Annotated in this window: 4 protein-coding genes; 3 read left to right on the top strand and 1 reads right to left on the bottom strand. The window is 38.2% G+C overall.

Annotated elements, in window-relative coordinates; genetic code table 11:
• The first annotated feature begins 95 nt into the window (after window positions 1–95).
• From EXS92_RS03610 to EXS92_RS03600, 3 genes are all read left to right on the top strand, one after another.
• Window positions 96–428, top strand: coding sequence for a hypothetical protein (locus EXS92_RS03610; protein ID WP_000399904.1), 333 nt, complete (start codon window positions 96–98; stop codon window positions 426–428).
• A gap of 294 nt (window positions 429–722) precedes the next feature.
• Window positions 723–1,424: an ATP-binding cassette domain-containing protein gene (locus EXS92_RS03605; protein WP_165515594.1), complete on the top strand. Its 702-nt coding sequence runs from the start codon at window positions 723–725 to the stop codon at window positions 1,422–1,424.
• Window positions 1,424–2,179 (top strand): ABC transporter permease, encoded by a 756-nt coding sequence (locus EXS92_RS03600; protein WP_165508550.1) that lies wholly within the window; start codon window positions 1,424–1,426, stop codon window positions 2,177–2,179. The genes EXS92_RS03605 and EXS92_RS03600 overlap by 1 nt, the downstream gene beginning before the upstream one ends.
• 63 nt (window positions 2,180–2,242) lie before the next feature.
• On the opposite strand, the gene EXS92_RS03595 is transcribed toward EXS92_RS03600, so the two are convergent.
• Window positions 2,243–11,809: a vacuolating cytotoxin domain-containing protein gene (locus tag EXS92_RS03595; RefSeq protein WP_165515593.1), complete on the bottom strand. Its 9,567-nt coding sequence runs from the start codon at window positions 11,807–11,809 to the stop codon at window positions 2,243–2,245.
• Window positions 11,810–11,921: the final 112 nt, after the last annotated feature.

Raw genomic sequence — 11,921 nt, 5'->3', positions numbered from 1 at the left:
AAAGAAAAATTCCAATTTTCATTCTTAATGAATTTACTCACAAAATCCTATTTTATAGTAGAATGCGAAAAATAAAGATGTTTTAAGGAGCAATGATGGAACACCATAAAGCGCACACAACCATTCAGGCTTTACAAGCCAAACGCAAAAAATTGCTAACCGAATTAGCCGAATTAGAAGCAGAAATAAAGGTGAGCAGCGAACGAAGGAGCAGTTTTAACATTTCGCTCTCGCCCAGTTTGTTAGCTGAAATAGAAGAAATAGAATACGAAGAAAAAACAAGTAAAGAGCGAAGAATCAATCACAGCGTTTTACTTTCGCCCAGTTTTATGGCTAAAGTGGATGAATACATGAAAGAGAAAGGTTTTCCTAACCGCTCGCTTCTCTTTGAAAAAGCGTTGGAATTTTATATGTTAAAACACCCATAAACCAATAACGGACAAGAAACGAAAGGGTATTTAGGGTTTTGATAATGAAAAATCAAAAGCTCCGTTTCTCTTTTAGGGTCTTTCTTATTTAAAGCCTTGGCTCTGTTTATTTTTTGGAGTTTGGAGTGCTTTTTAAAATCGTTTCACTCGCTTAGAGCGTATCTATCAGTAACGCTTTTGGATCGTTTTAACAAATATTAGTTAATTTTTTAGTAATACTGCACTCAATAAAACCATCATTTGAATATAACAAACCTAAATGGGATTTTAAATCATTTCTAATAAGGGGATTTTATGATTTCTAACATCAGCATACACCCAAAAACCATGTTTAAAAACGCTTTAAATATACAAGATTTTTCATTTAAAAGTCATACTAGTACAGCCATTATTGGCACAAATGGTGCTGGAAAATCAACGCTTATCAACACTATTCTAGGCATTAGATCAGACTATAATTTTAAAGCACAAAACAATAATATTCCATACTACGACAATGTTATACCACAACGCAAGCAATTGGGAGTTGTCTCTAACCTATTCAACTACCCACCTGGATTAAACGCAAACGACCTTTTTAAATTCTATCAATTTTTTCACAAAAACTGCACTCCAAATCTATTTGAAAAAAATCTTTTGAATAAAACCTACGAACACCTAAGTGACGGACAAAAACAGCGCTTAAAAATTGACTTAGCTCTTAGCCATCACCCACAATTAGTTATTATGGATGAACCAGAAACTAGTTTGGAGCAAAACGCTCTTATAAAGTTATCAAACCTTATTAAGCTACGCAATACCCAGCAACTTACGAGCGTTATTGCCACTCATGATCCCATTGTTTTAGAAAGTTGCAAATGGGTCTTATTCCTTAAAAATGGCAACATTGCCAAATACGAACCTTTAGATTCCATATTAAAATCTGTAGCTATAACTTTTGATCTTAAAGAAAAACTGAGTGCAAAAGACTTGTTGGCATTGTTAAAGGATATTTAATGGGTGCAATTTTATCTATTTTAAAACTTGAAATTAAATCTTATTTTACTAATACAAGCGCGCTATTTTGGACTTTTATCTATCCTATTTTGATGCTCTTATTGTTAGTTTTTATCTTTTCAAAAAATACTACTGAAATTTTTTACTTTAATAGCATCATAGGTCTAATGGGACTACTCATTATTTCTAGTGCAATCTTTGGTCTTACACAAGCTATAGCAAGCTCTAGATCACATAATGTTTTCTTATTCTATGCACTATCACCAGCAACTTTCAAACAAATAACTCTTGCGCTCATTGCTTCAAGATTAATCGTTGTAATCATATACGCTTTTGTCTTTATTTGCACTTCTTTTTATGCATTCAATATCATTGCTCTCCTGAATTTTAAAACACTCATTTTTGGATTTATTAGCATTTTTTCAAGCTCATTATTTTGCTTTTGTTTAGCCATTTTTGTCGCTAAAATCTTTCAAAATGAACAAAGTATCTTAGGATTTGCCAACATTATCAATCTCTACGCAGTAATGTCTTGTAATGTGTTTGTTTCTCTAGACTATCTACCTAGTATTGGTCAGTTATTTATCAAAACTTCTGTTTTTTATCAACTTAACCAACTTTTACTAAAGGCCTTTCAAGGAATTGACCCTATACTAATACTGATAACTTCAACACTTTTTATTGTTTGTGGCATTATCCTCTTTTTACTAAGTGCTAATCGCATGCTGTTAATACCAAGAGAACGCATGCGTTAAACACTTAATCCTAACCATTTATCAATTGTTTAATGGCTCAAAAAAGGGGTAAGCCCCAACCCCTTAAAACGCTAAACGCATTCCAATATTCCCGGTAATGTTAATCATTTTGTAATCCAATCCAAACCTAGCCCCCACCCCAGCGTTCGCATAAAAGCTTTTAAACAACCTCACTTCCCCGCCTGTAGTGATGCTCGCAAAAGTGTTATAAAGCTCGCCTTTTCTGTAGCTCAAAGTGTTGTTACCAATAAAACGCACCAACTTATCCCCCATAGAATTAACTAATAAGTCTCTACCAAAGCCGCCAATCGCATAAAAATAAGAGTTTGTGTTGAAATAATGGCGGTTCTCCAAAGCAAGATCAATCGTTAAAACGGATTTTTTAGACGGATCGGCGTTCGCTTTAAACTGGTTATAGAGCGCGTTATTCATAACCCCTTCTAAACCGGTCATGCCAATATAGTAATACCTTAAACCAATTTGAGGTTTTAAAATGATGCTTTTGTTTTTAAACATGAAATCATACCCGTAATTAACTCTCGCGTTCGTCGTCCATGTGCTGTATTTATAGGACTGGTTGATCATAGAAAGCAGAGTGTCGTTGGAGCTGATTTGGGTTTTATTAGCCCCCCAAGTTTCATTGACGCTAAAAGTCAGCTCGCTCTTTTTGATAAAGGCTCTCGCATACAAGCCCATGTCCACATTATTCGATCGAGAACTAGTGATGCGTTCATAAAACCCGCTATACCCATAAGCCGCATACCCTCCAACAATTACCTCTCTAACAAAGCGATCATAGCCCACATTGACACCATAGAGCGTTCCTGTGCCATTTTCCACAAAGCTCACGCCCCCAACACCGGTCGCCCAAAGGTTGTTTTTCAATTTATCCCTTTGAGAGTATTTTAAAATCACATCCATCGCGTTAGGGGTCGCATCAGCAAATCTTTGGTTTTTGAGACTGCTCAAGCGTTCGCTAAAATCCATTGAGTCAAAAGAAGCGAAATTAGAAAGCTTGGCTAAACGGCTCATTTGTTGCGTGTAAGTGTTGAGCTGTAAAACATCAGTGGAGTTGTTTTTGAGATTGGAGTTAGAGAGCATTCCTAAAGCGCTGGTAATATCTTTCATTAAAGTAACAATGTGTTCAGTGGGATTGTCTTGCAAATAATAAGGGGCGAACAAGGGATTACCCCCTTTAGCCGCAAAAAGCTCATTCAACCACATAATGGAATTATTGCCCGCAGATTTGATTGCATTCAAACCGGTGCTACCTTGAATGTGTTTAACATAATACTCCAAACTAGGGGCTTGAATGCTCATGGGTTTATCAGAGACGGTAACTTGGATTTTATCATAAAGGATAGATGAATACACCATTTGCCCTTGATTGTCTTTAAAGCTTACCACAAGACCCCCATCTTTAATACTGACCGGTTGGTTGTCATAGCTTAGTGAATCGCCATTCAATTGCATGCGTTTGCCGTTAAAATCAATGAGGGTGTAAAGTTTGAGGTAATCGCTCAAGCTCCCCCCAAGAATCGTTTGATTATCATAGCCATAAACCATGCGATTAGCGTTAATAAGCGTGTAAGAACCCTGCTTAAGCTGGGTGTTAAAGTTGATTAAGGCTTGATTGTTATAAGACATGATCGTAGAAGCACCAGTTACATTAATAATCGTTTGATTGGTTTTATTGTTAAGATTAAAGATTAATGGCCCTTCGCTGTTAAAATTCCCCCCCACATCCAAACCATTTTCATTCGTGCTTAAAGTCGCTCCTTTAAGCACATTGAGATTACCGCTAATATCAGCCCTGTAATTAGAATTGTTGTTAAAAGCGTTATTCACGATCAAGTTGTTGGCTTTAAAAGTGGCGTTTGGCCCTAAATTTAAAGTCCCGATAGTCGTATTTTGCAAGACTTTTGAAAAATCCACTAATCCATTAGCTTTAATGGTTCCTAAAAAAGCGAAGTTATTGGCATTCACTTCTAAAGTTTCATTGGTTGGAACGCTTGAAGTTGAAGAATGAGCTTTTTTCTTGCCCATGCAATCTAAGACATTCACGCAAATTTGACCTTTTTGAACGCTAATATCGTTTCGTGGCGCGTTAAGAATTAAACCATTGGTAGCGTTTAAGGTATCTAATGAAATATTAGAAAAATCTTTAGATACAAAAGAAAGCCTGCCCTGATATTGCGTGAAATTAATCGTGTTTTTCCCGTTAAAGATAATGGACTTGCCCGCTACAAAATTCAATTCCCCCCCTGTGGCGTTACTAAACGAGCTGTTATTCACAAACACATGGTTTTTAGCCACGAAATTGAAATTCCCTTTTTGCCAAAGATTGTGCAAACCTTTAGGTTTGAGTAAAGAGCCCATGCCCAATTTCTTCAATTCATCTTGCAAGGGTTTAGGCAGTATGGATCCCAAACCTTGATGATAAACGCCTCCAAAGCCCTTATCAGCGATGATTTTATTAATCATTTGCCCTAAGACTTGATTGTTCATGATTTTATTCACTACGCCTTCGCCTAGCAAATCGTTCAACACTTTTTGACCCATTCCAGAAATCGCGCCCAATAATTCCTTACTGGGATTGGTGATGCTATTTAAAGCGATATTAACTAACACGCTTAAATCCTGCGGGCCTAGCCAAGAAATGAGCTTATTGATTAAGGGGGCTTGTTCAATCATTTGATTGAGAATATCCCCAAAGGTCGTTTTATCCAAGAAACTCTGTAAGTCTTTGGCATCAGCGCTAGAACCTATTTTATCCAGGGCTTGATTCAAGCCTCCAGGCACAAAATTATTGGCAAAAGAACTCAAACTTTGCTTGCCATACCAGTTATTGATGAAATTCTCTACATTTTCAATCCCTAAAGTTTTAACAATGAATTTTTCAAACCCTGAAGAATGGGCTTGGATTTGCTCTAAAAGCATTTGATCGATTTCTTTTCTTTTTGCCGTATCCAATGCATTTAAAAGCCCGTTTTCACCAAAAACATCGCCCACCGTTTTAGAATTTAAAATTTCCATGATCGCGTTTTTAAAAGCGCTCACGCCTAAGAGGCTATTCACTTCAGCAGGGCTAAACAAAGAGCTTAAAGTCTTAGATCCAAAATCTTTAGGGATCATGCTAGCTAAATCTTTAGGGATAGCGTTATCATTCAAGCTCTCTTCATAAACAATATTAGAAAGCGCATTCGCTAAGCCTTTTTCTCCAAAAAGCTTTTCAATACCCCCTTGCCCTAGATAAGAAAAGATTTTATCGGTCCCTTGAGCGTCAATATTGGCTTGATTGAGCACCAAATTTGTCGCGCTTTCAAAAGACACATTCGCGCTCCCTCCGCTCCCCCAAGCGTTCCCGCTGCCGATGGTTCCGGTAATGTAGATGTTTTTAGCCCTAAAATTAGCGTTAATGTAGCCTAAATAAGGTGCACTAGAATGGAGCAATTGCCCTAAATTAGTCTGCCTGAACATCTGGCAAGTGTTATCCCCAACCGCGCATGGATTTTTATACCCATCGCCTCCAAACCACACCACGCTTTTAGTGTTCGTTTGCCCTTCTTTGATCGCCCCTACCACGAGATTGCCTTGAGAGAAATGATAATTAGCCGTGTTGGAAAAATTATTGATAATACCCAATAAACTCTTCCAATTTGCTTGAGTTAAAGTGATACCATACTTTTCAAAGATACCAAAAAGAGTTTCAAAACTATTCGGGCTATTGAGATTGAGATTGTCCAAAGCCCCTGAAGCAATAAGCTTAGCCATTTTAGGCAAAAATTCCTTACCCAAACTGGCGATCACACTCAAATCTTGCTTAGTGATAGCCTGATTGTAAATGTGTAAGGCTTGTAAGGGTTGGTTTTGTGCGTTATAAGTTCCTAGTGTTTCATTGTTTTGATTAAAGCCTTTGATATTGCTCGTTAAATAATAAGTGCCAACCTTATCGCTTGTGTAATTATAGGAATTAGAGCTTTCATCATAAGGGTTTTTTTGGTAAAAATACAAGCTAGGAGCGAGATTGAACATCGCATTATTAGAAACGCCGTTTTGAGAGATCTGCACTTTCAAGCGGTTGTTATGCAAGGTTTCGGTAATGGTTTCAGTCGTGTTGAGCGGGTTAGTGAAGCTCCAAGAATGAACGCCGTTATTGAACGAGTAATCGGCCTTTTCAATCTGGATGCCATAAAAACGGATCTTCTCATAGCCGTTATTCCCTTTTAGGCCATCAATATTTTGGGCTTGCAACACATCATAAACGGAAGCTTTTTTATCCCCCCCAAATAGATTCATATAAGACAGATTCAAAATCCCTTGAGATCCAAAACTAAAATTCCCTTTAGCATTAATCGCTAGATTGTTATCGCTATTGCCTAAAAGGTTTAGAGAGCCATTCAAGAAAACGCTTTGAAAATTCAGGGTGCTGTTATTGCCTAAATCAAATGAAGCGTCTGCATTAAAAGTCGCTAATTTAGTGAAAGAAATTTGAGAATTATTAGCGTAGAAATTCACAGGGGCGTTAAAAACGCTGTTGCCATTGAAATTTAACAAGCTTGAGCCGTTGAGGTTGAAATTTGTTTCCCCCTCCACGCTAAGCGTGTTAAAGCTCGCTTGAGAACTTTCAGCCAAATTCATCGTAGAGTTATTTTCAAAAGTGGAAGCCCCTTGGAAATTCAAATGGATATTTTTAGCCCTTAAATTGAGCGTGGCTTGATTAAACTTTGCGTCCCCTTTGAAATTAATCAGGCGTGCAGAGTTGCCAAAATCAGGCGTTTTACCAAATAAAGGAATGCCATAAAAGGTTACATTAGCGTTATTGAAATTCGCTTGATTGAAGCTGACTTGAGCGTTAGGGTTTAAATTCAAGTAAGAAACCCCGTTAAAAGCGGTCGTGCCGTTAAAATTCGCTACGCTGTTGTTGTAAAAAGAAAGGCTTGAAGCGTTTTCTAAAGTCGTTTGGGTCTGATCCCCCCCAATATTGATAGCCGCATTGGGTTTGACTGAAAGCCTGGAATTATTGAAAGTAACATCCCCATTCAATGAAGACTGATTCACATTTTTAGACACATCAATCACCATTTGAGTGTTATTGAAAATAATGTTATTAGCCTTCAAATCATAGCGAATGCCCCCTCCTAAAATGGAATCAGTGAAAATCAAATCCGTATTCGCAACCATGTTCACATACGATGAACCGCTCTCAGTCGCCCCATTAATATTAGTCCAGCCACTAAAAGTGGTGTTTTCAAAAACCATGCGCCCTGAATTGAACCTAAAGCCTCCCCATGTGAAATCCCTAAAGTTAGAGTTTTTAATCTCCATAGAAAGCCTGGAATTAAAATTCGCCCATGAATGCTGGCTCGCGCTGGTTTGTAAGCCCATAGCCACGGTTTGGAAATTCGTGTAATTCAACCCATCAGCGTTCAAGGTTTCATCAGCGTTAAAATTGATCGTCGCCCCACCGCCAGCGTTAGGGTTGCCGACATTAAAGTTATTCGTTAAAAAGATATTAGTCGCGTTGAAATTGCCATGCAAATACAGCAAATTATTCTTACCAAACCAGATAGATCCGCCATTGTTATTGGCTTTTTCTTGAGCGCTCCCTAAAAGCAAAGTCCCTACCACCGTAGCCCCAAAGTTCAGCGACCACGCAAAAGCGCTAGAGCCAACAAGATTTTGATTTTTATAGGGTGCGATATAGCACACCCCAACGCACACCGGGGTTTTTCCAGGCACAAAATCAAATTGTTTTTTTAACTGATTCCAAATATCCTTAGAATCAGCGTCTGTGTGGAAAGGCGAAGAATGGATAGTGAAATATTTATAGGTGATAGAGCCCGGGTTAAAAGTTTCTTCAAAAACAAATTTTTGGCCGTTGCTCTGCGTGAATTGCACAAAATAAGTGTTGTTATCCGTTCTTAATAGAGTCCCTCTCTCGCCACCATAATGAATCAAATCCCACAAATTTTTTGAAAAAACATTATCCGCTAAAGCTTGGTTATTGTATTTGATGTTATCCCCGCTTAAAAGCGTGTAAGTGGTTTTATCGGTCAAATCCCTTTCAATGTTAAAGATACTATTATTGTCAATAGAAACTGATCCTTTAAGGCGGCTGAAAGGATCGCTGTTAATGAGCGTGTTTGTGCCTTTAAAGGTGGTGTTTTTAGTGTCGTTAAACGAATAGCTACCGCCATTAAACGAGTTATTATTGAAAATAAGGTTTTGCGCTTTGGCGTTGATATTATAAGAATTGAAGGTGTTGTTTTCTAAGGTCAGGGAATTCCCGGCACTGTTTTCACCCCCCTTATAAATCAAAGTGCCGTTATCGCTGAAATTAACATTTTTAATCACCGCATTCCCATTAGCACTAGCGTTATCCACGCCAAAATTCCCCTCTCCACTCACAGACCCCCCATTAAAAGTAATATCATTCGCTTTAAGGTTAAAGCCTCCATGCGGGGTTTGGTTGCTAAAATCTGCGTTTGTTGCATTCAAGTTGCCATTATTAACAATGAAATTCATCCATGAATTTTGCAAACCGGCTTTATCGTTATTCAAATGAGCGTTAGCGATATTCAAACGCTCTTGAGCGTTAAACACTAAAGTCGCGCCCCCACCGGTTTTAGCCCCATTACCAGAGCGAATCGTGCCGGTAATATCAATTTGATTGGCTTTAAAAACGCCTTGAATATATCCCACTAGCCCCCATTCAGCCCCCGAAGTTTTCCCAAAACCCACCACGCTATTAGAAGTGGGATTCGCTCCAGCAAGAAAAGGGGTGGTTTGGTTGAACACTAAAACGCTGTTAGCGCCGCTATAATCTTGCGTGAAAACGCCTGTGCCAGCGATCTTCCAAGTCGTCATGCCGTTGAGATAGAACACGGTGTTACTGGCGTTGTTATTGACATTTTTAAGATTAAACGCATCGTTATCAATATTTACGCAATGTGTATAGCCTAGAGTGCATAAACGAGTGAGCGTAATCCCATTATTAAAATTTTCTTTAATATAGTAAGTCAAGCCGTTATCAGTGAATTGGACATTATAAATTTTAGTATTGTTTGGCGTGGATTGATCCTTATTTACTAGCGTGCCGCTAGGGTTTTCCCCACTAATCCAACGCAACATTTGATACAAAGCGTTATTGTTATCCTTATAATCCACGCTTTTAGCGTTAAGCAATTGATAAGTCGTGCCTACGCTTAAACTGCTCAAAAGCCCTTGCATGTTAAAAACAACGCCCTTATTGAAAGTAAAAGCTGTTTGAGCGCCATTTATTTTGAATTGGTTATTCACATTGAAAGTGTCACTAGTAAAATTGACTTTAGAAGTTTTATTGAAATTAAACACGCCCCCATTGAACGAGTTCCCACTAAAATCCACTTGCTTGGCGTTAAAACTAAACGATCCGCCATTAAACGAGTTGTTATTAAAAGCGTTTGTTTGCTCTGCGTGGTTGAAACTAAACGATCCGCCATTAAATTTGTCTTCAGTAAAGGCGTTATTTATGCCATCAAAAGAATAAGAAGCGTCATCTAAAACGGATTTCTCAATGGTGGTCTTGCCTTGAAACTTAAAATTCCCGGCTAAAAAGTTCGTGTTTTTAAAAGTGTAAGTGTTTTCAGCGCCTTGAAATTTGTAATAAGCCTTGTTGAAATTCACGCCATCAAAAGCACCATTACCGGTAAAATCATACCCTCCACCCGTCCAATCGTAAAAATCAGACTGAGAAACATTAATTTTACCGCTACCAGAGCCATTCCCTAAGGCGATAAAAGTCATGTAAGAGTTTTGTGAAGTGGTTTTTAAGTTTTTAAAAGTGGCTCCAGCGATATTGACTTCAGTCGCACCCACAAAATTCAAAGTCGCCCCTCCACCGGTTTGAGCGCCATTCCCAGACATCATGTTGCCGGTGATATAAACCCTATCGGCTGTGAAAGTGCCGGTGATATAGCCTGTTTTCCCCCAATTGACTCCCTCATACCCCCCAAAACGCACCGTGCTGTTAGATTTAGGGATTGCGCCATTAGCCCAAGGGGTCGTAGCGTTAAAGACTAAAGCGCTGTTTTTCCCGCCATAGGTTTGAGTGAATCTCGCTTGCGTGTAATTCCAAGTGTTCAAGCCGTTAAGATAAAAAATCGTATCAGCCCTATTATAGTTAATATTTTTTAAATTAAAGACATTGTCATGGATATTCACGCTATTGGTGTAGTAAATATTGTTCGCGCCATAATAGACGGATTGCAAAACAATGGAATCAGGGCTAAAAATTTGTCTGAAATGATAGAGCGTGCCGCCTAAATTGTAGGTTACATAGTAAGTGTGGGTGTTGTTATTTGAACTTGTATGATTTTTATCAGCGTCTTTTGTGGCTTGCGTGTTTTTAAGCCTGATGATATTCCATAAATTATTCACATCATTGTAAGCGATAGAGCCATTTTTCATGCTAAAAAGCGTGTAAGCACTCCCTATGCTAGGCGTGTAATTTTGAATATTAAAAATCGCATTAGGATTAATAGTAACTTTACCGGTCATATTCAAAAAGGGTGAAGTGGGGTTGTTGATCGTGGTCGTGCCTTGAAAATTAACATGAGCATCAGATCTATCAAAAACGAACCAACCCCCATTAAAGGTCAAATTATTAAAAGTAATATTATTTGCATTAAGAATATAGGCATTCCCTATAGTATTAGTGTTGCCATTAGGCATGCTCCCCAGAGTGCTGTTATTAAAGGTAACGCTATTGGCGTTAAGATTGAGCTTGTAATGATTGATATTAGAGTTAGTGAAAGTGATACTCCCCCCAATACCATTCCCACCCTTATAAGTGAGCGCGCCATTATTATTGAAAGTTACCCCGCTAATGGTGGTTGCGCCATTGCTATCCACGTTATCAAAGCCAAAATTCCCACCATTGACGCTCCCACCATTATAAGTAATCTTTCGCCCCATAACATTAAAGCCCCCATTAGGGGTTTGGTTGCCAAAATCCGTGTTTGTCAAATTCACGCTATTGTTGGAAATCAAATTGATCCAAGAAGTTTGTGTCCCAGCTCTGTTATTTTGAAAATAAGCCCCATTAGCGTTTAATTCGTTTGAGCTTTCAAAAACCAGTATCGCACCTCCGCCAGTTTTCCATTCATTGCCCGATCCAACAGCTCCTGTGATAAAAATGTCTTTTGCCTTAAAAACCCCTGTAATAAAACCTACATAGCCCTTTTCCCCAAACCACACAGAAGAATGATTGGGCGTTGCGGAAGCGTTTTTTGTCCCTATATACAATTTGCTGTTGTTGTAGTTTTGCGTAAAACTCCTATTCCCCCCAGCCCAAGTGCGTAAGGGGCTGATATAGTAGGATTTGTTGTTATTGTTTTCATTCACGCTGTTGAGCCAATACACCGAACTATTATAATCTTCAGCGCTCAAAGCCGAAACAAACCCAAGCCCTAAGAAGATTTTTTTATTAATGGATAGAGAAGGATTTGAATGCGTTTTTAAGGAATAAATTATCAAAGGCGAGTTTTTGATTGTGTATTTTTTAGCGATTTTCTTTTTAATGCCCTTAAAAGAGCGGTTTTTACTAAAGCGTTCCTTTAAATCTATTTTGCTATTTCTATAAGTCATATTTTGAACCCTTTCATGTGGTCATACTCGTTGTTATATTTTTTGATGCTATCCATTATACAATTTAATTAAAAACGGCACGATCTCCTTATATCATTAAGGATCTTATCTT

It is taken from the genome of Helicobacter pylori (assembly GCF_011175115.1).
GTDB classification, from domain to species: Bacteria; Campylobacterota; Campylobacteria; order Campylobacterales; family Helicobacteraceae; genus Helicobacter; species Helicobacter pylori_DF.
The sequence above is the reverse complement of the archived record's forward strand: the minus strand, read 5'-3'. Positions and strand labels throughout refer to the sequence as shown.

Bases quoted from the DNA above. Each gene is read 5' to 3' on its own strand.
- EXS92_RS03610 (WP_000399904.1), top strand. From the start codon at position 96: ATGGAACACCATAAAGCGCACACAACCATTCAGGCTTTACAAGCCAAA.
- EXS92_RS03605 (WP_165515594.1), top strand. From the start codon at position 723: ATGATTTCTAACATCAGCATACACCCAAAAACCATGTTTAAAAACGCT.
- EXS92_RS03600 (WP_165508550.1), top strand. From the start codon at position 1,424: ATGGGTGCAATTTTATCTATTTTAAAACTTGAAATTAAATCTTATTTT.
- EXS92_RS03595 (WP_165515593.1), bottom strand. From the start codon at position 11,809: ATGACTTATAGAAATAGCAAAATAGATTTAAAGGAACGCTTTAGTAAA.